A 24,666-nucleotide genomic window follows, 5' to 3' on the forward strand; every position below is an offset into this window, starting at 1 on the left:
AATTATAACAGAAATGCCGAATAATATTTTGAATTACGCTTGAAAATATGGTATAATTAAATTATTCGGCATTACTTTACTTTCGGCATTATTCAGGAAAAGCCGAATTCGGCTTTTTTTGAAGTCTTTCTACGCCTCTGTGGAATGTGTTGAAAGAGGTCTTGACCCGCTGACAACAAACTTACTTGTTGCCGATGTTTCCAAAACAGAAAAAACTATCTGCCTTGCGGTCACGCCAAGCCTTAAGGCGCACGGAATATCGGGACGTGCAAGGCTGTTTGAAGCAGTCAGTCAGGTTAAGGCTGCCAATGCAAAGAGAAAGGCAAGGCTCAAGGGTGAAGATTTTACAGGCTCCTCCTACGATGACAAGGAGCTTAAGAAAAATCTCTTTCTCGCAATAGATTATATTGCGGCTCCGCCGAGAATGTCTTTATACCGTGAATGCAGTTCAAAAATTGTTGCCACATATTTAAAATATGTTTCCATAGAGGATATTTTTCCCTATAGCATTGATGAGGTCTTCATTGATGCCACTCATTATCTTGACACCTACAAAATGAATGCCCACGATTTTGCCACAATGCTTATAAAGGATGTGCTTGAAACTTACGGTGTAACTGCAACGGCAGGCATAGCTGAAAATATGTATCTGTGTAAGGTTGCTTTGGATATTACAGCAAAACATATTCCCCCTGATAAAGACGGGGTACGAATTGCCTCTCTTGATATGATGAGCTATCGCAGAACCCTTTGGACACATACAGATCTGACTGACTTCTGGATGGTTGGAAGCGCAACGGCAAAAAGACTCAGGAAGCTTGGACTTTATACAATGGGTGATATTGCCCGTTGCTCACTTGACAACGAAGAAATTCTCTATAAAGAGTTTGGCAAAAATGCCGTATTTCTCATTGATCAGGCGTGGGGCTGGGAGCCTGTTGACATTTCGAGCATCAAAGCATACAGACCTGAATTTACAAGCACAAGCTCAGGACAGGTATTGACGCGTCCCTACACCTATGATGAAACACGGATTATTATCTTGGAAATGGTTGATAAGATTGTTTTATCGCTTGTTGAAAAGGGTTTAACAACCGACCAGGTTGTCCTGACCGTTGGATATGATGTTAAAAATCTGACAGATTCAAAACGCAGAGCAGAATATAAAGGAGAAATTACAACAGACCATTACGGCAGACAGATACCAAAGCATGCCAGAGGCACAGCCAACATGGGCAGGCACACCTCCTCCACAAAGCTTATTACAGAGAAAACTGTAGAATTGTTTGAACGTATTTCAGACAAAAATCTGCTGATACGCAGACTTACAATTACTGCAAATCATCTGTTGACCGAAAAAGAGGCAGAAGAAGCTGCCGTTTCTGAACAGCTCACTCTTTTTGAAACTCCCGAAGCTTTATTGCAAAGAGATACAGAAGAAAAACGAGAAAAGCGTATGCAAAAGGCAATGCTTGATATAAAAAACCGCTTTGGACCCAATGCAATTATGAAAGCTACAAGCTATCAGGATGCCGCAACCGGCATTGAAAGAAATCAATCAATCGGAGGTCACAAAGGTTAATATGACTAAAAAGTTTCCATATGAAGATATTATCAATATTCCGCGCCACGTTTCCCCAAAATACTCACAGCCGACAATGATGGACCGTGCAGCACGCTTTCATCCCTTTGCGGCTATTGACGGATATGAGGAAATGGTGCTTGAAGAAGCCCGTGTTACCGAGGATTATATCGAGCTTGAGGAAGGAACTTTGGCTTTGCTCAATAAAAAGCTGAATATTATTCAGAATTTTATTGACAAAAAACCGACGGTTAAAATAACCTATTTTGAACCTGACGATAAAAAATCGGGTGGCGCTTATATCAATATAACGGGTACAGTTAAGTGTATTGATAAATATAAACAGCTTATCATCATGAGCGATGGCAAGAAAATCAAAATCAAGGATATTTATAATATTGAGAGTGATTTGTTTTATTCCCAAGGTTTAGAAGATTAACTTTTAATTTCAGTGAATGTATCAGCCTTTAATTGACAATAATAATTACAAAATTATTGTCATGGGGGCTTTGTTATGCAATTCGGCAAGGTTGAAATCTGCGGGGTAAATACTTCCAAATTAAAGGTTCTTTCAAACGAAGAAAAGAAACAGCTTCTTTTGAAAATAAAGCAAGGAGACACTTTGGCAAGAGAAGAATTTGTAAACGGCAATTTAAAGCTTGTTTTATCTGTAGTTCAGAAATTTGCAGGCCGTGGCGAAAGTATGGACGATTTGTTTCAGGTGGGCTGTATCGGGCTTATAAAGGCAATAGACAATTTTGATTTATCCCAAAACGTGTTTTTTTCAACCTATGCAGTACCGATGATTATAGGTGAAATACGCAGATATTTAAGGGATAACAACACAATAAGAGTAAGCCGTTCAATGAGAGATACCGCCTATAAGGCTCTGTGCGTTAAAGAAAAAATGACAAATGCAAATTTCAAGGAGCCGACTGTTGAGGAAATTGCAAGGGAACTGGACCTTCCCAGAGAGGAAATAATTATAGCTTTAGACTCTATTGTGGACCCCGTTTCCCTGTATGACCCTGTTTACAATGACGGAAGCGATGCAATTTACGTTATGGACCAGATAAAAAGCACAGCCGAAAATGACGATAACTGGCTTGATGAAATAACAATCAAAGAAGCTATAGATTCTTTGGGAGAAAGAGAAAAAAGAATTTTAAATCTTCGCTTTTTCAAAGGGCTTACGCAGACAGAGGTTGCCAAAGAAATAGGAATTTCTCAGGCGCAGGTCAGCCGTCTTGAGAAAAATGCTATAGATAAAATAAAAGAAAACAGATAAACTTTTGAGGCACTCTTCCTTACGAAGAGTGCCTCAGCTATATTCGCCTTACGGCGAGCGATATTGCTTCGCAGTGATATTATGCTTCGCATAGCTATATTGTCCTTCGGACAGCTAAGGGCGAAATTGGCTTGTTATGTGCTTTTTTTAAATCCCTTTTTGTTGCTTTTGCACTTTTTTTGTGTTGGAATTTTATACAAAACATATAGTATGTATTTTTAACAAATCTATTGAAAATTTTGAAGATTTGTTGTATAATTAATTGGTAAACTTTATTATACCCATATGAAAGGATGAACACTATGAAATTCTACCCCACCGAAAAAATCAGAAATGTTGCCCTGTTGGGACAGGGACACAGCGGAAAGACCGCTTTTGCAGAAGCTATGTTGTATATTACTAAAGCAACAGACAGATTGGGAAAGGTTGCCGACGGAACAACCGCTTCCGATTTTGATTCTGAAGAAATAAACAGAAAAATTTCTATTTCCACATCTGTAATTCCCGTTGAGCATGACGGATATAAAATCAACTTTTTGGACACTCCCGGATATTTTGATTTTGAGGGTGAGGTAATCGAGGGCGTTCGCCCTGCAGACAGCGCAATTATCGTTGTTTCAGGAAAATCGGGTATTGCCGTAGGTACCGATAAGGCTGTTAAGCTTACCGATATAAAGCATATCCCGAAAGCCTTCTTCATCTCAAAGCTTGACGAAGAAAACGCTGACTATTTTAAAATTTTACAAAGCCTTAAGGATAAATACGGCGTACACGTATGCGCTTTGAATATTCCCTTGATTGAAAACGGAGTTATTAAGGGTATTCTTAATGTTGTTGATATGATAGCCAGAGTTTATGACGAAAAGGGCAACAGAATAGTTGTAAACGTGCCCGACTCTTTAAAAGCCTTAGCCGAAGAGTACCGTGCCGCATTGGACGAGGCTATTGCCGAAACCGATGACGAGCTAATGGAAAAATTCTTCGCAGGCGAGAAATTTACCGATGAGGAAACTAAAAAGGGCGTGCGTTTAGGCATAAGCACAGGAACTCTTATTCCCGTTTTATGCGGCTCTTCTTCAACCTTTGTCGGCTTAGGCTCTGCTCTTGAAGCTATAACTGAGTTTTTCCCCGACCCCTCCATTTACACAGAGAGAGCTATGGCGGCAGCTCAGCAGCTTGAAATTGATGTTGAAACCGATTCTCCCACAAGCCTTTTGGTTTTCAAAACAGTTGCCGACCCATTTGTAGGAAAAATGTCCTACTTTAAGGTTGTAAGCGGAAATGCTACATCAGGTCAGTCCCTTTATAATTCAAGAACGGGAAATATTGAAAAATTAGGCCATATTTTCTACGTAAGAGGTAAAAAACAGGTAGAAACAGATAAAATAGGCGCAGGTGATATCGGCGTTGTAACAAAGCTTTCCGAAACAATTACAGGAGATACTCTTTGCGATCCTGCAAGAAAGCTTACCTTTAAGGGCCTTAAATTCCCCACTCCCTGTCTTTCAATGGCAGTTGTTCCCGCCGCTAAGGGCGACGAGGAAAAAATCTCCGCAGGTATGAAAAAGCTTGCAGAAGAGGATTTGACCTTTACTCTTAAAAATAATACCGAAACAAAACAGATGGTTATTACCGGAATGGGCGAAATGCATATAGACGTGCTTGTTTCAAAGCTTAAGAACAAATTCGGTACAGGCGTATCTCTGATAGCTCCTAAGGTTGCATACAGAGAGGCAATCCGTAAAAAAGTAAAGGTAGAGGGCAAGCACAAGAAGCAATCGGGCGGTCACGGTCAGTACGGTCACGTCTGGATTGAATTTGAGCCCTGTATGGAAAACGAAGGCCTTACCTTTGAAGAGAAGATTTTCGGTGGCTCAGTGCCTAAGAATTTCCACCCTGCAGTTGAAAAGGGATTACAGGAATGTATGTCAAAGGGTGTTTTGGCAGGCTATCCCGTTGTAAATCTTAAGGCTACTTTGGTAGACGGCTCATATCACGATGTTGACTCTTCGGAAATGGCGTTTAAGGTTGCTGCTTCCCTTGCCTTCAAGGCAGGACTTACAGCCGCAAATCCCGTACTCTTAGAGCCGATAGGAAACCTTTCAGTTATCGTTCCCGACAGCCTTATGGGTGACGTTATAGGCGACCTTAACAAGCGTAGAGGTCACGTTATGGGAATGAGCCCCACCAACGAGGGCACTCAGATAATAGAGGCTCAGGTTCCTATGTCAGAGATGCACGATTACGCAATTGATTTGCGCTCTATGACAAGAGGCGCAGGAAGCTTTACCTTTGAGTTTGCTTGCTATCAGGACGCTCCTGCAAACGTTGCGCAAAAGGTTATAGCAGAATCACAAAAAGAACAGGAATAAAAAAGAATACAAAAAATGCGAGTGCAGTGTTACATACTGCACTCGCTTTATTTTGTAAAGATAACAAAGTTCATAAGTTTATCACTTTTTCATTTTCTTTGCTACAGAAATGAGAACTTTCAAATCATCTTCTGAAAAATATTTCACTGTATCATTAAGTTCGTGAATAAGTATAGGCTCATTGATTTCGGTATCAAAAAATTCTTTTGGGGTAACACCTAAATACTCGCAAATTGAAAGGAATTCAGAAACCGAAGGAAGATTACGTCCCGAAGAAATACTTTGAATATAGTTTTTACTCCGTCCCAAATCGGTACTCATTTTATATTCGGAAACATTTTTTCTAATTCTCAAAACAGAAATTCTTTCTCTGATGAAAGAAGCATCCATACTTATCACCTCACGATAATATTTTATACTATTTTAAAAGGGAATATTCCCATTTCGCCTACTGATTTATATTGCATTTTCCCATTTAAAATGTTATTATGATTATAATATAGCTATTTTTGGTGTTATCGGATGGTGCGAGAATATGAAAAAAGTATATGTTTTATTTTTATATATTATTATTTTGTTTTTGCTGACAGGATGTTATTCGGGATTGAAATCAGAGACAGCAAAAGGAAATCAAAAACAAGAAACAAAAAATATCTTTTATATCAAGCCCGATAAAACAGAATTACAAAAATTGTTATACAAAGCTAAAAAATTGATAAAAACAAATTTACAACTAAGTCTGCTAAAAAATTAAAAATTGTAATTTTTTCTGTAACACAAACCATAAACAATCAGATTTCCACACAAAACGATATTAATATAGCTTACAAAACATTACAATCTGCAGTTGATAATATGGTCAAAGCAACAAAAGGAATTTATCAAATAAATTGTTCTCTTGACTGTATATCAATAAATCACGTGGGTGATGATTGGATAGAAGAAATTACATACAACGAAAAGTCAATTGAAGATGGAGATATAATAATTGCATCTCTAAAGGACGATATTACAATCATAGGAAAAGTAATAGAAAATGATAATATTCCTGATTATGGCAGCAGTTCAGTAACTATATCAGTTTCAGGAGGCGAAAAAACAACGCAGTTTTATGTGAAAGAAAACAGAGGAAGATACGCAGGCAATTCAGCTGTTTGGGAATTAAACTGTTCTGTTAAACTTTTAGAAAGAGTGTAAGAACCTGACCCGCCTACGCATTAAAAATGCGTGGCAGGTACCCCAGAACCTTGTTGTTCTCACAATAAGAACCTGACCCGCCTACGCAGAGAATATATTTTTGATAACTCTTTAAAAATATTGTGCACCATTGAGTCAAAACTACCGTGATTACCAACAGAGAATTTGTTAAGAAATAAAATAACTTCTGATAAATAATACAAGGACACAGAATAATGTTGTTCGGTGTCCCTTTTTTATATAACGAAAACCATACGACTATTGCAGAGCTTTCGTTATACAAAAAGGGAAGGTTCAGATTGAACCTTCCCTTTAATTTTTATTTGGCTTATTCTTCTCTATATTTCTTTATACCGTAGAAAAGGGTTGCTGTGAGGCAGCTTGTGCTTATGAAGAAAAGAGCAATTAACAAATTCATATAATTTGTTGAGTCAACTCCTGTGTCAGGGCTTGTAGCAGGAGCTTCGGGAGTGTAAACATTTTCAAAGACTATTTCGGAAATTTCATCGGTGCTGTTTTCTTTTGTGATAACAGTTTTTGTTACAACGAGCTTTCCTGTTGTGTTGTCTTCAACTGTGAGTTCAACAATGTATTTTGTCTTATCATAGGTTATGTTTTTAACAGCTGTATTTTCTTCATAAACTACGTATCTATATGTGCCTGCAGCGTCAATAACGAACTTGTCAAATACAATATTTCCGTTTTTGTCATTGGTTGCTGTTGCTATTGTTTTGCCCTGTTCGTCTTTAAGAGTAAATTTGAATTCTCCGCCAACAAAGCTGTAGGCATTGTCCTTAGGTGATGTAACCTTTTTAACAGCGCTGAACTCAATATCATTAGTTGACTGTACGGAGTAGGTGTTTGAGAAATCAAGGGTTATTTTGTCAGTATTCTGATTGTTGATATTAAGCTTTATTTTAGCATTTGCGCTGTCGTCGGTTGCAACTATAACAACATCATAGTCGTTGGTGTCATAAGCTACACCGGGGATATTGCCCTGTACCTCGCTTACCTTGAATTTATAAGTACCTGCTTTGTTTACCTTTACAATGTGGGAAGCCAACTGACCTTTTGCATTTATAGTTTTTGTTGCTGTGTCAGTGCTGCCGTTGTCAAGCTGGAATTCGATTTCACCATTTGCAATAGCTTGCTTGGTTTCATCGTCAAGCGCGCTTATTGTGAAGTCAAAGGAGTCGGTAGCTAACCATTCATTATTTTGACGTCCTGTAAAGCTTTTGCTTATTTCAATTTGCGCCTCGGCAGCTTCGGGATTATATCTGTTTATGATATCGTCGCCGCCGACAAACTGAGTAAGAACAGCTGTAAGATTGCCGTTTCTGTCGTCTGTTACTCTGTAGGTAGCAACAATTTCCTGAGTGCTGTAGGTGATGCCTGCAACCTTGTTTGCATCGTCAGGGATAATTTCCTTAACAGAAACAATGTAGGTGCCTGCCTTTGAGAATGTAATTGCATCAAAAATGATGTTGCCGTTAGCCGCATTGGAAACGATTGTTGCAGAAGGAAGAGTCATTCCGTCAGAGGGATTTGCAGAAACTGCCTTCAATTCAAATTGGAATTCGTTGTCCTGTAAGGGCTTGCTTCTGTCACCTGAAATAATCTTGTTGATTAAAGGTAATGTAGCAGTTGTGGGGTCGGGAGTATATGTGTTAGCAAAGACAATATCAGAAACCTCTGACCAGGTAGAGCCGTCTGAAATTTCTTTTTTGGTGGAGGTAATAATAAGACTGCCGTCTAAATTGTCTTCAACAATTACTGTAAGACGATACTTAGATTGGTCATATACTGTGCCTTTTACTTTTTCAACAGGAATAAACTCTGAAATATAGTATTCATATGTGCCTTCTTTGTCATAGGTATCATCTTCGATAAATGAGATAGCGCCTGAATATACGCCGTTATTTCCTGTTACATCTTTTGTATGGGTAACAAGACCTTGGTTGATTATTGTGCCGTTATAGTATTTTTCAACGTTAAAATAGAACTCGCCTTCCAAAAGTGTTTTGCCGGTAAGCTCTTTTGCACCGCTAAGACTTACAGGATTTCCGCTGAAGGTTGAAGAATAAACATTTGTAAATTCAGCAGCATTTTTGCCGTTGCTATATGTGGTAGATGCAATTTCAAGATTTCCGTCTTTATCGGCATCGTCAACAATTATAGTAACAGTAATTACGCTGTCATCATATTCAACTGCTAAAGAATTGCCCTGAGTCTCGGAAACGGTAAATACATAAGTGCCCGCTTTTTTGAAGGTGACGTCTTCAAAGGCAAAGGCTTTTGCAACATTATCCTTAGCATCTGTTACTGTTGCAACGTTTGAATTTGCAGGGATAACAACTATGCCGTCTCTTATAGCGTTGCCTGTTGAAGCGTTAGAGCCAAGAACAAATTCAAAGCTTTCATTATTCTTCATATCTCTGCCGATAAGAGTTTTTGTACCGTTAATATCGGCAGTAACAGGAGTGGGAGTATATACGTTTTCAAAAACTGCAACTCGCTGGTCATTGGAATACATTGGAGATACATTCAGCTCGTGGCTGTTGGGGTCAATAGAAACTACAACATCAACAGTATATATTGTGTCATCATAGGTCATTCCGTTAACTCTGTCTGCGACATCGGGAATAACTTCACTCATCTGATATCTGAAGGTTATAGAGTCAGCGCCCTGGGGAATAACGTCTTGAGCAAAGCTTACAGCGGGGAAGGTTATGTTGTGGCCTTCGTTAGATGTTGTTACAAATCTATCTGCTGTAGGCATGGGAACACTTGAAATGCTGTTGGGAACTACCATATTGTTTTCCACAACGCCTATAGCTTCAAGCTTAAATTCAAACATACCTGAAACAAGAGGATTTTGTCCTGAATTATCGGTATAATTTTTAGTTGCTACAGGAACACGTGTTACCGCATTTGCAACATAAGTGTTGACAAAGACAATAGCGTCCTCAGCTTCCTGACCGGCATTCATAACAATTTCATTGTTGACATATGTAAATAGAGGATTTGCGCTATCGTCATATAGCTTTTGAATTTCAGCATCAGCGCTCATTGTGCCGTCTCCGTTATCGGTTACAGTAACTACAAGACGGTATAACGCTCTGGAATAGGATATTCCGGGGAGATAAGCATCATTTTCGGGTTCTTGTTCCGCAATAGTATAACGGTATACGCCCGGAGCTGTAAATTCAATAGTGCCAAAATCAAAGGTTGCAGCATCGTCGCCGTTAACGGTTGTGTTAGGCTGATTTACTGTTATGCCGTTTACAGCATCATACCCATCAGGAAGAGGCGCATTGTTATAGGGTCGGATTAAGAAGGTGAAGGAGTCTGTACCAACCTGCCAATTACGTCCTGTAAGCACCTTTGTTCCGCCTAAATCATTGTTTACGGGAAAGGTTATAGGAGTAACGTTATATGTATTGGTAAATTCAGCAACAGCTGTACTGCCGTTTTGAATTGTGCCTGTTGCGCCTTCAGAGTAGGATGTAAAGCCTGCAACAGCTGTTTCAGTTACCTGATAGGTAGTGTTGGGAGGTAAGCTGAAAATAGTAGCAGTCTGAGAGTCCTTAAGATATACTTTGGGGTTAGCTGCAGAAACTGTACCTGTGCTTGCTACCGCACCGTCGGCATTGGATATAGTGTAATCATAGGTGCCGCCATTTACATTAGAGCCATTAAGGTCAATTGTAAATTCAAAGGTTGCATCGGGAGCAGTAGTACCGTTGGAAGCATTAACTGTTTTTGAAATTTTAAGATTTCCGCCTGCAGCCAAGGACAATACACCGTTATTTCCTAAATAGATTACAAATTTGCCTTCATAGGGGTCGGTGCTTCCGGGAGCGTGCTCAAAGGTGGGAGCATAAAAATCCTCGGCGGTTTGTGTGATATTTTGTACTTTTGTGCCTTCAAACTTAAGAATTCTGTTAAGACGGGGTGAGCCTGCCGATCTGTAGAGATAACCGTCTGCACCTGTTTTAATTTCAGTTCTCTTAAGCTGTGCGCCTGTACGGGCTATTGCCGCTACTTCCGTTGAGTTACCGTGATAGTATTCGTCTTTATAATAATATACGGTATCATCGTCTAAGCCTTCGCTTGCAGGTACCTGATTTTTGAATTCAGAGTCCTTATAAATGGGCATATCCTCAAGGATATAGTAGAAGCCGTTTGTGTGAGAAGGCTCAAATTCTACTGTAGCATCGCCCACTGTAGAGCCGTTTACTGTTTTTGAATTGGAGTAAAGGCTGCTGTAGAAATTTATATTTCCGTCAGCGGTAGTATTCTGAGCAAGATATTCTGCTGAAATTTTTGATTTATCTATGTAATAGGAGCCGTCATCAGCTTGCTTTACTATTTCTGACTGAAGACCTATTGAATAGATAATTCTTGCAGGGAAAGCGCCGTTGTTTGTGTGAGTTTTTACGCTACCATCCTCGTTGAGAACAACGGAGTTTACACGAAGAGGAATAACTGCAGCGGGAATTTTAATTGTAATAACTTCATTTCCGGAAGCTTCCTTTTCAACAGTGATGATGATATTGTTCAGCTCCTGCTGTCCGTAAACAGCATTGTTAACACTACCGGAAAATGTATATGTAGTTGTATTTCCGTTTGTAGCTACATTTTTTGCGGTGAATTTCTGACCTGCATATATGATAGCTTTTACATCTTTAACCTCCATATATTCGCCGATAGGGTCAGTGTAAGTGATGTATCCGTCTGTCAAGGGGTTGTCGCCTTTGATTTCGGTGGGAACCTGAGGAGAGGAGATGTTGATATTTGCAACAATCTCATCAAAAACAGTTGTAATTGCAGAGGCATTGTCTGCATCATAATAATCGTCTACATAATTATATCCGTCAACAGCGTCTACATCGTAGCCTGTAGTGGGGTGAGTTAAATAATAGTTTTTATCAGTACTGCTAAAGAAGCCGCTTGTTCCTACATTGATATTCAATGTACCTGTGTTGTTGTTAGCTGTATATGAAGACCAATAATTTTTTATTGTAGTCTTCATAGTGTTGCTTGTGTTGTCATTCCAATAGGTGCCTGGGTCAAGAGTCATATAAGCAAGATTTTTCTGGCTTCCGCTGAGATTTGTAATACCCATACCTACTGTATAAACAGTTGTAGCAAAGCTTGTATTGGCTACACCGTAATTACGGTCAATGGCTTTCTTCATATAAGAGCCTGTCAATATAGCCTTCATACCGTTGCCTGCATATGCGTCGTCGCCGGGGCCGTCATCGTCATTGTTAGAGGGAGCCCACCAGCTTCTTGAATCTGAAGAAAAGGTGGGAGCACCGTCAGAAAGAAGAATAACGGAAGGAGTTCTCTGAATATTTGTACCGTTGATATTTGCTTTTGTAGAAGTTTCATTCGCAAGCAAATTCATACCTTGGTAAAGGCCCATTTGAATATTTGTACCGCCGGAAACAGAGGTATTCTTTTCAATTGTACCGGAAGCAGTGCCGATGGCTCTTGTATACAGCGTAGCGTTATTGCTGCTGCCTGTTTCTCCGCTTAAAGTAAAATAAGAAACGTTTGAGGCTGTTTTTGTGTAGCGGTCAAGAGGAAGCAGGGTTTGCGCTGTGCTGCTGAAGGCTACAACTGCAACACGGTTATAGGGGTTCATTTCCATAAGAGAGTCTATGGCAGTATTAGCCGCCTGAACAGCGTTATAAATACGGCTTTTATTATTATCCATATTACTGCTTTGGTTACTCATTGAACCGGAAATGTCCAGAATAAGAACTACGTCTACAGGAGAATGGGATTGACCTGAAACTGACATAGAGGTTGCAAGAGCAGAATAAGCAACAAGAAAATCTTCGCCGAGATTATCTCCTGCATTTAATGTAATTGTTTCTTGTCCGCCGCCGAAGGTATCAAAGGTAACATCGTCGGTATATACAGACCTGTCAGTCCATACTCTTCCTGCGTATTCGGTGGAAGCATTGTCACCTAAGGATTCAGAATACTTTGTGGAAGTATCACGGTCTGAAACAGCATTTCCTGCGCCGCCTGCATATTCGTTGCCCGTAGCAGCAAAGGAAATCATAACAGAGGGCATAATTACTTCTAACATCAAAGTAATTGATAGTAAAACTGAAAATAAAGTTTTAGTAAGCTTATTTTTAATTGTCATAAAAAAGGCTCCTTTCTTGTTTTATATTTTCTTTTCAAAAAAGTTCATTATAGAATCAATAGCTTGTTGAGCTAAAGTCGGATAGTCAAACTGTGAAACAAAATCAATTGCCTCTTGAATTTTTTCATCAGGCACATGATAAAGAATAAAGGTTGTTTCAAGAAAACGCTTTATTTTTCGTTCCATAGTGAAATACATATTACAGGGAACTGACAAAAAGCCTCGCATAATTCCGCCCGAAGCAATCTCCAATTCAAAAAAGTCCTTGGTTTCAAGATGGGGAAGATGCTCTTTGAAAATAGTTTCCAGCTTAGCTGTTATAGTATGCTGAATAATCTCCGTAGTTTTGGGGAGAGAATATGACGCATTATAAAGCTCTCTGATATGCTCGCTTGACTCTGCTATATGTAACTGTAAGGTTGTTTCAGCCGCATAAAATAATATAGGGTCGTCAGTTGTATCCTTGAGCAGATTTTCAGCAAAGGAAAACTGAAATTCTAAAACATATGCCACAAGCTCGGCTAAAATTTCCTCTTTGCTTTTCATCTCATAAAAAATAGTGCTTGCTGAAACATTGGAGTCCTTGGAAATTTCTTTTATTGATGTGTTAGCAAATCCTTGCATTAAGAAAAGCTTAGCTGCGCTGTGCAATATTTGTCTTCTCAGCTCAGCGGCTTCCTGTGGGGATTTGATATTTGCCATATTAACATCACTTCCTTGTTAATTTAAAGTCAAATTAAAGTGCAATCTAAATTATAATTTATTCTAACATTCAGAGCAACTTTTTGTCAACTTTTTTTTAAAAACTTTTTCAACAAAGAAATGAATAGATTTTTGGTAAAAATCACTAAAGACGCAAAAATAAAGCACGATATTAAATTCGTGCTTTATTGTAACATTTTCAATTGTAAAAATTTGTTGAATTTTATTGCAGACTATTAATCTATTTTAATTCCGTACATCTGAGCGTAGCTGCGAGCGCTTGCCATATCGTTTGCATCAAAATATCTCGTATCAAAATAGAGCTGACCTAACTTGTTTTTTGCAATATCAATAGCAGAGCCGTCGGGCTTTTGATTGCAGGATATCAGCTTTTTGCCCGAGTCTAAAATCTTTTGCAACAATTCGTCCCAATTTCGCAAGGAGGGCTCGCCTGCACCGGGAACCCATTGAATTGCTTTGATTGCATCTATGCTGAGTAAATGCTCAAGGTGAGGAATTTCACCTATACCGTCCATATGATAAAGGGCATTGGGAATACGCTGTGCAGATGAAGCAAGCTCGTCCTTGACGAATTTTTCAAACATATCCGTGCTTATCATATAGGAAAAATCGCTCTGTAAAATATAGCTTGGCTTTTCGGCAAACATATTGAACCAATGAGAATATCCCTTTGCTTCGGGAGCTATAAAAGCATTGATTTTGTCAAAATATTCAAACCACGCTTTGTTTATTTCCTTTACACAACGTAAAACCTCTTCGGGCTCGTCATATAAATCCATCAAAAGATTTTCGGAGCCTCTGAAGCTGGAAAGAATATCAAGAGTACCTCCGATATCTATCATTCCCACTACGACGCTACCTCTCCATTTTTCCATAGCGGCTTCGTAAACGTTGAGTACACGGCGAAGATAAGGATTGTTTTCATCTACCTCAAAATGCAATTCCTGTATGGGAATATCTTTTTTGGGCGGGTCAAACCAAACGGTATCCTCAGCCATTACGGGTGTACAGCCTAAAAATGCCGCAATAGTTCCGGGACCGAAGGAGGTCATAGGGAAAAAGGGAAAAGCATCACCGTACCAACGCAGAGTAGAGAGATACCAATCGTGAGCGTCTACAAGTTCCTGAGGTGAAATAGAAAAATCCCACGCAGTAGAAAAAGCTATCTGCGGAGCATTTGACGGCTTTCGTGAAGATGGATTGTTGCAGGTAATAATGGGCACTATCGGACGTTCAAGCTTATTATCCCACCAATCACGGTAGGTCTGACGAAGCTTTTCGTACTGTTCATCGGAAAAATTGATTGAAGAAGATGAGTTTGACATAAAAACACCTGCTTTTTCAATAGATGTATTAAAGAAAGGGCTGTAAAAAACAAAGTTTTTTACAGCCGCTTTTAAATAAATTAATCGTCTATACTATTGTCGGTTGCTTTTTCGAAAATAGCCACAACTTCGTCGGAAGGCTTTTTGTCGAGTAATGTGAAAATAACAGTACAGATAGCGCCTGCAATAAAGCCGGGTACTATTTCATAAACCTGAGTATTTACGATAACAGCATCTGTAACGGTACTTGTAAAGAGGATAAGCCATGCGATATCAACAACAGCACCGCCGATAATTCCTGCAACTGCACCTTTATATGTAAGACGCTTCCAGAAGAGAGAAAGAATTACAACAGGACCGAAAGCAGCGCCGAATAAGCCCCAAGCGTTTTCAACCATAGCCATAATGTTTGAAGCCCAGGAATCAGCTTTTCCTAAACCGCTTGCCGCAATAGCAAAGCCTATAAGAGTAACGATAGCAACAACAAGACGGCCTACCCAAAGCATTTCCTTATCTCCTGCCTTGTTCTTACGAAAAATAGGATTGTAAAGGTCGCTTGTAAAGGAGGAGGAAGCAACTAAAAGCTGACTGTCAGCAGTGGACATAGCCGCAGCGATAATTGCAGAAAGCATAAGACCGGCAATAAATCCGGGGAATATGTTTAAAACAACCTCGATGAATACACGGCTTTGAGAGCCTGCAGGTAAAAGCATCTGAGCTAAAGCAGAGCCGTCCTTTAAAAGATAGGTACGTCCAAGCCAAGCTATAACAATTGCAGCACCTAAGGTTAAAACAAGCCATACAATAGCAACTGTTGCTGATTTCTTAATAAGCTTTGAGCTTTTAATACCCATAAAGCGAACTAAGATATGGGGCATTCCGAAATAGCCCAGTCCCCAGCCAAGACCTGAAACGATATCTGTCCAGGAAGCTGTAAAAGGATTGTTTCCGAAAGGAGCAACACCTTCAGCAAAAGCGGTTGCATAGGAAGCATCAAAGTTTCCGAACGTAACCATAAAAATAGGTGTAGCAAGAAGAGCTATAAGCATTAAAATACCTTGGAAAAAGTCTGTCCAGCAAACAGCCTTATAGCCGCCCAAAAATGTATATGCAAGAACCAATACTGCAAATAAAAGCATAGCAAGCATCTGGTGGTTGGCAAACCAAGGAATAACTGTGCCGAAAACAGCGGCGCCTGCATTGAAAGCAGAGGCAACATAAACTGTAAAGCTGATTAAAAAGATAATAGCGCATATAACCTTAAGCGCAGGGTTAGTAGTTGCGAAACGGTTTGTCAAATACTGAGGTAAGGTTATAGCATCGTTTGAAGCCTTTGTAAAACGGCGCAGACGGCGGGCAACAAAAATCCAGTTAGCTATTGTACCCAAAGCCAAGCCGATACCAATCCAGGCTTTACCTAAACCAAAAGCTATAATACTTCCGGGGAAGCCCATTAAAAGCCAACCGCTCATATCTGAAGCCTGTGCGCTCATAGCGGTTACCCAAGGGCCCATTGATCTGTTTCCTAAAAAATAATCCTTTTCACCACTGCCCTTGGAGGTGGCAAAGAAAAAGATACCTATTCCAAGCACAATGAGAAAGTAAAGAATAAATGCAATTGTCATTTTATTTCTCCCTTTACAATATTAATTCATTAAAGTATATCATAAATTTGGCAATAAAGCAAGGAATAATTTAAAAAAGAAAAAGGGGATGTAAAAAAGCGCAGAGCGCATAAAACAACTAAATAAAAGGATTATCTACTATTATCTTCTGAAAGAAAGAACAAAAATTAACAGAAAAACATTTTTTAGATAATTCTTTTAATAAATATACGTTTTATGCTATCTGCCAATTTCGCCCTCGACGTGCTCCTGTACGCCGTCGGGTAACCGACAACAAATACTTGTTGTCGCGAAATTGACAGATTCTGCTTGATTTTCCTATCCCCTAAAAAGAGAGCTGTAAAAAACGAAAGTTTTTTACAGCTCACAGGGTGTCGAAAAACCTTTCGACACCCTGATAGACTGTCCAAAAAGAGTGCAGATTTCGTCAATCCGTTCTCGTCGGCGTACGGTGGTACGGTAGAGAGCGGATTGGCGGAAAGCAGAAAAAATTAATTAAATTCCGCATTTTTATGCGGAATTTTCCTTAAAACAAAAATATAGAAAAAGAGAAAAACTCCTTTCCTATATCATTTTTAAGAATTAGCTTTAATTATTTATGTTTTTCTTTTTCTGCGGTCTGTGCCTTTTTCGACAGTCTGAAAGCAAGAACGGTTTCGTTCTTGCTTTTTTAATGAATTGCAATCTACGATTGCATGAATTGAAAGTAAATACTTTCATGAATTACCTACGGCATAAATTGTGCCCAAGGGCACATTATTGCAATTCAATTCATGGCGTAAGCCAATTTATGATGCAAAGCATCAATTCATTTCCCAAAATCAATATTTTTTTCATTTTGGGGAAATAGAGCTTGTTTATATCAAACCTCTGCTTAATACTTTTTCAAAAGCTTTAGTTTTTCTTCAAATAATACTTTATTAAGTTGATTTTAAAGAATAAAAAATATTCAATAGATGTAAACGGCGGAGCCGCACCCTTTTTTCTTTTAGGCGGGATTTATACCGCCGCTATTATGTCGCAGCAGTATAAAAACACCGATGCGCTCCAGCCCATCATTGTAGGCATTTCGTATTCGTCGGTTACGTCTAAGGTACCTGTTACACAGTTGTATTTTTCCCATAGACCGCCTGTTTTTTCAAAATTATTTACAGTTGCATTTATATATTTTGATGCAAGCTCTTTTGCTTTTTCTTCTTGCTTACTGTTCAAAAGAGCTTCTATTGCAAAAAAGTGAAGAGGGGGCCACGCATTTGGAAATTCCCACTGCAGCGGTCTTTCACCCTTGTTCTGACACGCCGCTATTCCGTGGGGATAGTAAAGAGCATCGAAAACTGTTTTTATAATAGACTGCGAGTTTTTCTCAACGTCAATATTTGCCCATAAAGGATAAAGCATAGCTACGCTGATAACATCGGAAAGAGTGTTTGTTTTATAATTATAGTCATAAAAACAGCCAGTTTTACTGTTAAAGCAATATTTATACATTAGCTCCTTGCGTTTGTTTCTTCTGTTTTCCCAAAGAGCTTCCGTTTTGGTGTTGAGCTCCTTTGAAAAATATAGCATATTGCTTTCAAATTTATAAAGAATACTGTTTAAATCTATGGGGATATAGTCAGCGCCCTTGCCGTTGTAGCGACAACAGAAATCCCAACCGCTTTCAGCCTCGGCAAGATAATTTTTTGCCATATCTATAAGGTTATCGGGCCTCTCAAGCTTTAAGCGTTCAAGCATATATTCGCCGAAAACAATAAGATAATCGTCGTCTGAGGAGTGATAATATCTGTTAAGTCCTGTGGGGGTCATTCTTTCAGTTTGCCAGAAGCTATATTCCTTTTCCAATATAGAATATGCTCTTTCAAGCCATTTTTTGTCCCCGTAAGTCTTATATAAATCCAAAACAGCTTCCGATAGAAGAGGGGGCTGACTTCTTTTCATTCCTATATGGGAATTGTCGTTGCCTACGTGCCCGAATTTTTCCACCTGATAAAGCATATTTTCAACGTTTTTGAGAGCCTGCTCAGACTCGTTGCTTTTGATAAGTCCTATATTTATAAAATAAGTGTCCCAATAAAACTGAGTTTTGCAAAAAAATCCGTTCATAGACGGAGTTGAAAAGGGATAGGGCAACGGATAAATTTCTTTTTCGTCAACCTCTCCGTCAAAAAGACAGTTTTCCCAATTTTTATATATGTAATTTTTTACTTTGTCTATTGAAATTTTGTCCATATTAAGCCTCAATTAAATTTAATATATTTTTTGGTGTTATCTATCATTTTATCAAAAAGCGTCTTTGCGTCTGAAAGACTGAGGGTTACCTGCGGGTCATTGCAAAATGCCTTGAAGGCATCATAGGGTCTTGCGTTGACTGCGGCATCTACAACGGTTTCCTGATTGTATACGTGTCTTGCAATAAGACCTAAAACAGAGTCGGGAAGCTTGGGAGCACTTATAGGAATTATCTGATTGTTTCTGAATACCGCATTTGTTTCCACTACGGCATCTAAGGGTAATTCCTTTATCTGATTTTTATTTGGCAGATTTACATTTGTAACAAGGTCGCCTAAGCCTACAAGAGCTTTTATCTGCCTTACTCCCTCTTCGCCTGTGGGAGTTATTGTAAGCTCCTTTTCGTTTCTTACATATTTTTGTGTTTCCTCAAGCTTTTCCTTTAAGGACTGCTTACGCCATTGGGCAGTAGTTATTGAAAAATGCCATTCTTTAATTGTTTCAAGGTCTTTTAAATACCAATATCTCGGTGCAAATTCAGCTAAGTGACGGTCTCCCGCCGCCGCCATTACGCCGTATCTCTTATAAAGGTCAAATTTTACTCGCTCGTGGGAAACAAAGGTGTTGCTCAGCCATAAGTCCTGCTCCTTTTCCCAATATCCGCTTTCGTAATGCTTTTCAACGAATTTATCGTAAATTTCCATTAAGTCAATATTCTGATAGCGAGCGCTGTTTATCCAGGTAAAATGGTTTATTCCCGAAACGCTTACCTTGATTTCTTTTCTGTCAACCTTTTCCATTCCCGTAAATTCACTTAAGGCGTTGGAAAGAAGCTCCTGCGCTCCGAAAACCTCGTGACAGCACCCGAAAGCCTTTATCTGCGGGAAAACTTTATAAAGGGTGCGTACGCACATAGTCATAGGATTTGTATAGTTTATAACAAAGGCTTCGGGACAAAACTCCTTTATAGCTTCTGCAATTTCCATATACATAGGCACAGTTCTTAAGGCTCTTAAAATACCGCCGGGACCCACAGTATCGCCTACGGACTGATAAATGCCGTATTTCTGAGGCTCTTCAAGGTCGGAAGCCATTTCGTCAAAGGTGCCGGGTAAAATGGAGATAATAACAAAATCGGCACCTGTCAAAGCCTCCTTCAAAGAGGTAACAGCCTTATAAACCCAATTGCTCTGAGCATTTTCAAGAGTTGAAATTTTATTACCTATAATTTCATTGTCATAGGCTGCCTGCATATCTATATCATAAAGCTTTACTGTGCCGCAAAGGCTTTTTTCCAAAGCTAAATCGCTCATAAGACCTCTTGCCCAGCCTCTTGAACCGCCGCCTATATAGGCTATATTTATACCCTCTGCAAAATCCTTGTAAATTTTCATACTATTTTCTCCTTTTTTGTAACCGCTTACAATATTGCAAAATTACACAAGCTAATAAGCCTATTATATCCATATAATATATATTTGTCAATATATTTTTTCTTGATATCTCTTGACAAAAGGGTAAATATGCTTTATCATAGTAAGCGGTTACATTGTTTTTTGAAAGGAAAAGGCTATATGATAATAGGCGAAAAATTTTTACTGAAAAATGAAACTGCTTTCAAGCTTTATCAAAGCTTTGCAAAGGATATGCCTATCATTGATTATCATTGTCATATCAGTCCCGAGCAGATTTATCAAAATGCTCATTTTGAAAATCTCACTCAAATATGGCTTTACGGGGACCATTATAAGTGGCGTCAGATGCGCCTTTTCGGAATAGATGAAAAATATATTACAGGGGGCGCAGGCGATTACGAAAAGCTGTATCAGTTTGCCGCAATTTTGCCTAAGCTTATCGGCAACCCCTTATACCATTGGTGCCATTTAGAGCTTAAGCGTTATTTTGATATTGATTTGGAGCTTAATTGCGAAAATCTGCCTGAGATTTGGGAGATAACCTGTCAGAAGCTAAAGACCTTAGGCGTGCGGGACATAATTAAAAAATCGAATGTCTATGCTATATGTACTACCGACGACCCCGTTGACAGCCTTGAATATCACAGTCTTATAAAAAATGACTCAAGCTTTGATGTAAAGGTTTTGCCTGCTTTTCGTCCCGATAAAGCAATTAATATTGATAAGGACGGCTTTTTCTCTTATATTGAAAGGCTTTCCCTTTGCACAGGGATAAAAATAAACTGTCTTTCAGCTTTGGAAAAGGCTCTTTTAAGCCGTCTTGATTATTTTTGCAAAATGGGCTGTGTTGCCGCCGACTGCGGTATTGAATACATACCCTTTGAAAAAGCAGATTATTCAAAGGTTGATAAAATATTTAAAAATGCCATTTCGGGCAAAAAGCCCTCTTTACAGGAAAGCGATATTTTTAAAACTCATATTTTGCTGTTCCTTTCAAGAAACTATGCAAAAAGAAACATTGTTTCCGAGCTTCATTACGGCGTTGAACGTAATGTAAATTCCAATATGTTTGACCTTTTAGGAGCTGATACGGGATATGATACTGTTTTGTCTGATAGTGTTTCCCGTCTTGCTGAGCTTTTCAACGAGCTTGACAAGAGGGAAGAACTTCCCAAAACAATAGTTTATTCCATAAATCCCAACGATAATTTAATGATAAATACTGTCTGCGGTGCTTTCAGTGAGAGAAGCGTTAAAGGTAAGCTGCAGCAGGGCAGTGCCTGGTGGTTTAACGATACAAAGGAAGGTATGGAGGCTCAGCTTAAGGCTATGGCATCTGTTTACGGCATTGACTGTTTTATAGGTATGCTGACTGACAGCCGAAGCTTTTTATCCTATACAAGACACGAATATTTCAGAAGAATTTTATGTAATTATTTCGGGTGTCTCATTGAAGAGGGTGAATATCCCCTCAACGCTTCAATAGGTGATATTATCAAAAACATATGCTTTGAAAATGCCAAAAAATATTTCTGTTTAGGTGAAAACAAATGAACATATACGATATTGCAAGGCTTGCCGGTGTTTCCACAGCTACGGTATCAAGAGCCATAAGCGGAAAAAACATCAGCGAGAAAACAAGAAAGAAAATTCTTGAAATAATTGAAAAGGAAAATTTCCGTCCCAACTCCTTTGCACAGGGCTTAAATCAGACAAGCGTCAAAATCGTTGGTATTCTTATTTCGGAAATTGACGATTTATATTATGCCAAGGCGGTTTCAGTGCTTGAAAAACAGCTCAAGCTCAACAATTACGATATGATTTTATACTGCACGGGAACTGACCTTTCAACAACCTCTCAATACATAAGTCAGATGATATACAGAAATGTAGACGCTATTTTTATAATAGGCTCGAAATTTCATTCTCAGCAAAAGGCTGTATCAAAGCTTTTAAAAAATACCGATATTCCTACAATAACGATAAACTTAGAAACAAATGAGGATTATATCTACAATGTAATTTCCGATGAGTTTGAAGCCTTTAAAAATGCGGTAGCCTTTTTAAATCAAAAAGGGCACGATAGCTTTCTTTATATGTATGATACCGACTCTGCAAGCGGATTAAATAAGCTTAACGGCTTTAAAAAAGGAATTGACAAATGTCAGCTTGATATAAAAAATCAGCATATTTTAAAATGCAAGAGAAATATAGAAAGTGCAAAGCAGACAGCTCTTGACATTTTAAAGAAAAACCCAAAAATAACAGCGGTTATCTGCTCTGCCGATGAAATTGCCGCAGGTGTTGTAAAGGCGGCTAAGGAGCTTGACATTTCAATTCCCAAGGATTTGGCGGTAATAGGCTGTGATAACTCCGTTATTTCCGATTGCTCAACTCCTGCAATAACCTCTATTGACAACAGGGTGGGCACTCTTTGTGAAATCGGAGTAAATCTTTTTAATTCTTTAGTTGACAAAAAAACAATGGCTCAGAAAAATGTTGTGCCCTGTGAAATTATCGAAAAACAAACTACCTAAGGATGTGAAAAAATGGCAAGAAATTTTAAGCCCACAGTATATTGGGACAGTATAGCTTCTGAGCATATCCCGAAAATGAGCTTTGAAAGCTGTAATGAAAGCTTTGAAGGCTGGCATAAAAAAGCTCTTGAAAAATTAAAAGCTCTTATGGGAGAGCTTCCCGAAAAGGTGCCTTTAAATGCTGAAATTGAATTTAAGCAAGAGGACAACGGCATTATAAGAGAAAGAGTTGTTATAGATACAGAAAAATATATGTCGATGCCTATGTACGTTATTTATCCTAAGGATATAAAGCCCGACAAAAGCACTCCTGCCATTCTCTGCTGTCACGGACACGGGCTTTTCGGTAAGGACTGCGTTGCGGGAATACGCTCTGACGAAGCTCATATAGCTGATATAGAGTCCCAGAATTACAATTACGGCGAGCTTATGGCACGCCACGGGTATATCACCTTCTGTCCCGATTTGAGAGGCTTCGGGGAAAGAAACGACAGAATAGACCCATTCCCCGGCAGAGATGCCTGCAACATAAACTTTATAAAAGGCGCTCTTTTTGACAGCTATACCTTAGCTTTAAACATATTTGATATGATGCGCTGTATTGACTATATGCAGGAGAGAGCCGAGGTAAATGCAGATAAGATAGGAATTATGGGTCTTAGCTACGGCGGCACAATTACAACCTTTACTGCGGCTCTTGACGAAAGAATTAAAGCTGCCGACATTATCTGCTATGTAAATTCCTTTGAAAAATTTGCAATAAACAGAGCTAATTTCTGCGGTGCGCAAATTCTTCCCGGGCTTTATAATTATCTTGATGTTTCGGATATTGCAGGTCTTATTGCGCCCCGTCCTTTACTTATTGAAATGGGACTTTATGACGATTGCTTTTATATCGAAGATACAAAGGCAGGCTTTGAAAAGGTTGAAAAAATATATACTGCTGCAAATGCAAGGGAAAAGCTTTTTGATGATGTATGTCCTGTAAAGCACGCATTTTGCAATAACAAGGCGTATTCATTCTTTGATAATTGCTTTAACTTTAACAAAAAGGAGTCAATTAAATGAATATAGGAATTATAGGAACAGGCAGACGCTCAGCGGCATATGTTGAGCTAATAAACTCAAATAAATATGAAAATGTAAAAATAACTGCCCTTGCAGACAGTAAAAGTGAAAATCTTGAAGGCTGTAAAAATCTTTATTTTAAAGATAAAGAGGTTTCCTGCTACGATAATTACATTGACCTTTTAAATGACAAAAATGTAGATGCAATAATAATTTGCACTCCCGACACAACACACAGAGAAATAGCAATAAATGCAATAAAATACGATAAGCATATTCTTTTGGAAAAGCCTATTGCCACCACAGCGGAGGATGCAAAGGCAATCTATTTTGCCTGCAAGGATTACAAAAAGACTATCTGCTTAGGCTTTGTTTTAAGATATACTCAGTTTTACAGAAAAATAAAGAGCATTATAGATAACGGAGATATCGGAGAGGTTATTTCCATAGAGGCAAAGGAAATGCTCAACTACACTCACGCCAGCAGCTTTTACCGCAGATGGCACCGTGACAGCTCTACAAACGGCGGTCTTTTAAATGCAAAATGCAGTCACGATTTGGATATACTTTGCTGGCTTGCAGGAAAAAACCCCGAATATGTAAGCTCCTTTGGCGGCTGTACTCATTTTGTGGAAAATGAAAAGGCTTCCGACATCTGTGATAACTGCAAAATTAAAGATAGCTGTATTTATGATTACAATACTATTGATTACGGCTGTCTTGCACCGGTTGACAATAATTGTGTATACAACTGCAAAAAGGATATAATTGACCATCAGGTTTTAAATATTCAGTTTGGAAATAACGTAACGGCAAGCTTTACTCTTTCTCTTTTAAGCGCTTATGAAAACAGAAGCATTATGATTTTCGGCACAAAGGGAACTATAAGCGGAGATTTCAATGCACGCACCATAACAGTTAAGGATTTACGTCCTGACAGTGCAATTACTTATCATTTGCCCGAGCAACAATGGGGACATAACGGCGGAGACAGCGGAATAATGGCAGATTTCATAAAATCAGCTTGCTCCGATAAGCCCATAAACGACGTAAAGTCAGGATATTTAAGCTCAATACTTGCCCTTAATGCAGACATAAGCAGAAAAACAAAAAAGATTGTTCCTATTGAACTGTAAGGT

The 24,666-nt window shown here is 38.8% G+C and carries 17 protein-coding genes; 10 read left to right on the top strand and 7 right to left on the bottom strand.

What is annotated here, in order from left to right:
• Nucleotides 1-70: 70 nt before the first annotated feature.
• The 4 genes from E7480_02420 to E7480_02435 all read left to right on the top strand — a co-directional run bounded on the left by E7480_02420 (nt 71) and on the right by E7480_02435 (nt 5,242).
• Nucleotides 71-1,582 carry a DNA methylase gene (locus E7480_02420; protein ID MBE6903441.1) on the top strand — a complete coding sequence of 504 codons (1,512 nt, stop codon included), beginning with the start codon at nt 71-73 and terminating at the stop codon, nt 1,580-1,582.
• A gap of 1 nt (nt 1,583) precedes the next feature.
• A complete protein-coding gene (locus E7480_02425; GenBank protein MBE6903442.1) occupies nt 1,584-2,021 on the top strand; it encodes a YolD-like family protein in 438 nt (145 codons plus the stop codon).
• Between the two features lie 75 nt (nt 2,022-2,096).
• Complete coding sequence (gene sigG, locus E7480_02430; protein MBE6903443.1) at nt 2,097-2,870, top strand: RNA polymerase sporulation sigma factor SigG; 774 nt, start codon at nt 2,097-2,099, stop codon at nt 2,868-2,870.
• Nucleotides 2,871-3,172: 302 nt separating this feature from the next.
• A complete protein-coding gene (locus E7480_02435) occupies nt 3,173-5,242 on the top strand; it encodes an elongation factor G (protein MBE6903444.1) in 2,070 nt (689 codons plus the stop codon).
• Nucleotides 5,243-5,323: 81 nt separating this feature from the next.
• Here the strand turns inward: E7480_02435 and E7480_02440 are convergent, their stop codons facing one another.
• Entirely contained in the window at nt 5,324-5,632 is a 309-nt protein-coding gene (locus E7480_02440; protein MBE6903445.1) for a helix-turn-helix transcriptional regulator, read from the bottom strand.
• A gap of 145 nt (nt 5,633-5,777) precedes the next feature.
• Between E7480_02440 and E7480_02445 the strand changes: the two genes are divergently transcribed.
• Both E7480_02445 and E7480_02450 read left to right on the top strand, forming a co-directional pair.
• A complete protein-coding gene (locus tag E7480_02445; GenBank protein ID MBE6903446.1) occupies nt 5,778-5,996 on the top strand; it encodes a hypothetical protein in 219 nt (72 codons plus the stop codon).
• 101 nt (nt 5,997-6,097) lie between these two features.
• Nucleotides 6,098-6,439 carry a hypothetical protein gene (locus E7480_02450; GenBank protein ID MBE6903447.1) on the top strand — a complete coding sequence of 114 codons (342 nt, stop codon included), beginning with the start codon at nt 6,098-6,100 and terminating at the stop codon, nt 6,437-6,439.
• A gap of 328 nt (nt 6,440-6,767) precedes the next feature.
• On the opposite strand, the gene E7480_02455 is transcribed toward E7480_02450, so the two are convergent.
• From E7480_02455 to E7480_02480, 6 genes are all read right to left on the bottom strand, one after another.
• On the bottom strand, nt 6,768-12,605 hold the full coding sequence (locus E7480_02455; GenBank protein MBE6903448.1) for a VWA domain-containing protein: 5,838 nt from the start codon (nt 12,603-12,605) through the stop codon (nt 6,768-6,770).
• Between the two features lie 21 nt (nt 12,606-12,626).
• Complete coding sequence (locus tag E7480_02460) at nt 12,627-13,307, bottom strand: TetR/AcrR family transcriptional regulator (GenBank protein MBE6903449.1); 681 nt, start codon at nt 13,305-13,307, stop codon at nt 12,627-12,629.
• Nucleotides 13,308-13,543: 236 nt separating this feature from the next.
• Complete coding sequence (locus E7480_02465; GenBank protein ID MBE6903450.1) at nt 13,544-14,653, bottom strand: hypothetical protein; 1,110 nt, start codon at nt 14,651-14,653, stop codon at nt 13,544-13,546.
• Between the two features lie 80 nt (nt 14,654-14,733).
• Nucleotides 14,734-16,278, bottom strand: coding sequence for a sodium/proline symporter (locus tag E7480_02470; protein ID MBE6903451.1), 1,545 nt, complete (start codon nt 16,276-16,278; stop codon nt 14,734-14,736).
• A 999-nt stretch (nt 16,279-17,277) separates the two neighbouring features.
• On the bottom strand, nt 17,278-18,507 hold the full coding sequence (locus E7480_02475) for a hypothetical protein (GenBank protein ID MBE6903452.1): 1,230 nt from the start codon (nt 18,505-18,507) through the stop codon (nt 17,278-17,280).
• Between the two features lie 8 nt (nt 18,508-18,515).
• Nucleotides 18,516-19,901 (bottom strand): alpha-glucosidase/alpha-galactosidase, encoded by a 1,386-nt coding sequence (locus tag E7480_02480; GenBank protein ID MBE6903453.1) that lies wholly within the window; start codon nt 19,899-19,901, stop codon nt 18,516-18,518.
• 180 nt (nt 19,902-20,081) lie between these two features.
• Here E7480_02480 and uxaC point away from each other — a divergent pair, with 180 nt between their 5' ends.
• Genes uxaC through E7480_02500 form a run of 4 tightly spaced genes read left to right on the top strand, consistent with a single transcriptional unit; the run spans nt 20,082 to nt 24,663 of the window.
• A complete protein-coding gene (uxaC, locus tag E7480_02485) occupies nt 20,082-21,476 on the top strand; it encodes a glucuronate isomerase (GenBank protein ID MBE6903454.1) in 1,395 nt (464 codons plus the stop codon).
• Nucleotides 21,473-22,459, top strand: a complete 987-nt coding sequence (locus tag E7480_02490; protein MBE6903455.1) for a LacI family transcriptional regulator — start codon at nt 21,473-21,475, stop codon at nt 22,457-22,459. The genes uxaC and E7480_02490 overlap by 4 nt, the downstream gene beginning before the upstream one ends.
• Nucleotides 22,460-22,471: 12 nt before the next feature.
• A complete protein-coding gene (locus tag E7480_02495; protein MBE6903456.1) occupies nt 22,472-23,527 on the top strand; it encodes an alpha/beta fold hydrolase in 1,056 nt (351 codons plus the stop codon).
• A complete protein-coding gene (locus E7480_02500; GenBank protein MBE6903457.1) occupies nt 23,524-24,663 on the top strand; it encodes a Gfo/Idh/MocA family oxidoreductase in 1,140 nt (379 codons plus the stop codon). The genes E7480_02495 and E7480_02500 overlap by 4 nt, the downstream gene beginning before the upstream one ends.
• Nucleotides 24,664-24,666: the final 3 nt, after the last annotated feature.

The sequence above is a fragment of the Oscillospiraceae bacterium genome, from assembly GCA_015067255.1.
In the GTDB taxonomy this organism is placed as follows: Bacteria; Bacillota; Clostridia; order Oscillospirales; family SIG519; genus SIG519.

Bases quoted from the DNA above. Each gene is read 5' to 3' on its own strand.
- E7480_02425 (MBE6903442.1), top strand. From the start codon at position 1,584: ATGACTAAAAAGTTTCCATATGAAGATATTATCAATATTCCGCGCCAC.
- sigG (MBE6903443.1), top strand. From the start codon at position 2,097: ATGCAATTCGGCAAGGTTGAAATCTGCGGGGTAAATACTTCCAAATTA.
- E7480_02435 (MBE6903444.1), top strand. From the start codon at position 3,173: ATGAAATTCTACCCCACCGAAAAAATCAGAAATGTTGCCCTGTTGGGA.
- E7480_02440 (MBE6903445.1), bottom strand. From the start codon at position 5,632: ATGGATGCTTCTTTCATCAGAGAAAGAATTTCTGTTTTGAGAATTAGA.
- E7480_02445 (MBE6903446.1), top strand. From the start codon at position 5,778: ATGAAAAAAGTATATGTTTTATTTTTATATATTATTATTTTGTTTTTG.
- E7480_02450 (MBE6903447.1), top strand. From the start codon at position 6,098: ATGGTCAAAGCAACAAAAGGAATTTATCAAATAAATTGTTCTCTTGAC.
- E7480_02455 (MBE6903448.1), bottom strand. From the start codon at position 12,605: ATGACAATTAAAAATAAGCTTACTAAAACTTTATTTTCAGTTTTACTA.
- E7480_02460 (MBE6903449.1), bottom strand. From the start codon at position 13,307: ATGGCAAATATCAAATCCCCACAGGAAGCCGCTGAGCTGAGAAGACAA.
- E7480_02465 (MBE6903450.1), bottom strand. From the start codon at position 14,653: ATGTCAAACTCATCTTCTTCAATCAATTTTTCCGATGAACAGTACGAA.
- E7480_02470 (MBE6903451.1), bottom strand. From the start codon at position 16,278: ATGACAATTGCATTTATTCTTTACTTTCTCATTGTGCTTGGAATAGGT.
- E7480_02475 (MBE6903452.1), bottom strand. From the start codon at position 18,507: ATGGACAAAATTTCAATAGACAAAGTAAAAAATTACATATATAAAAAT.
- E7480_02480 (MBE6903453.1), bottom strand. From the start codon at position 19,901: ATGAAAATTTACAAGGATTTTGCAGAGGGTATAAATATAGCCTATATA.
- uxaC (MBE6903454.1), top strand. From the start codon at position 20,082: ATGATAATAGGCGAAAAATTTTTACTGAAAAATGAAACTGCTTTCAAG.
- E7480_02490 (MBE6903455.1), top strand. From the start codon at position 21,473: ATGAACATATACGATATTGCAAGGCTTGCCGGTGTTTCCACAGCTACG.
- E7480_02495 (MBE6903456.1), top strand. From the start codon at position 22,472: ATGGCAAGAAATTTTAAGCCCACAGTATATTGGGACAGTATAGCTTCT.
- E7480_02500 (MBE6903457.1), top strand. From the start codon at position 23,524: ATGAATATAGGAATTATAGGAACAGGCAGACGCTCAGCGGCATATGTT.